We start from the raw sequence: 241 nt of genomic DNA, 5'->3' as shown, positions 1-241 counted from the left end.
CGCCGACGAACTCGCCGCCTACGCCGGTCCCGGCGCCAAGGCGCCGCTGCGCGTGTACGCGGGCCTGCCCACCGGCGACACGCCCGAAGAGCGCGCCCAGCTGGCGCTGGAAGAACTCAAGCGCGTCGGCGGCTTCGAGCGCAAGGCGCTGATCATCATCACTCCGACCGGCACCGGTTGGGTCGACCCGTCCGGCATCGACGGCATCGAATATCTCTACCGCGGCGATGTGGCCAGCGTC

General features: G+C 71.0%; 1 protein-coding gene. It reads left to right on the top strand.

What is annotated here, in order from left to right; all coding sequences use genetic code 11:
• On the top strand, positions 1-241 hold a 241-nt coding region (locus RRF55_RS27700), incomplete at both ends, for an alpha/beta-hydrolase family protein (protein ID WP_439419255.1).

Origin of the sequence: Klebsiella sp. K47, assembly GCF_051858335.1 — a bacterium.
Taxonomy (GTDB): domain Bacteria; phylum Pseudomonadota; class Gammaproteobacteria; order Enterobacterales; family Enterobacteriaceae; genus Klebsiella; species Klebsiella pneumoniae.
The sequence above is the reverse complement of the archived record's forward strand: the minus strand, read 5'-3'. Positions and strand labels throughout refer to the sequence as shown.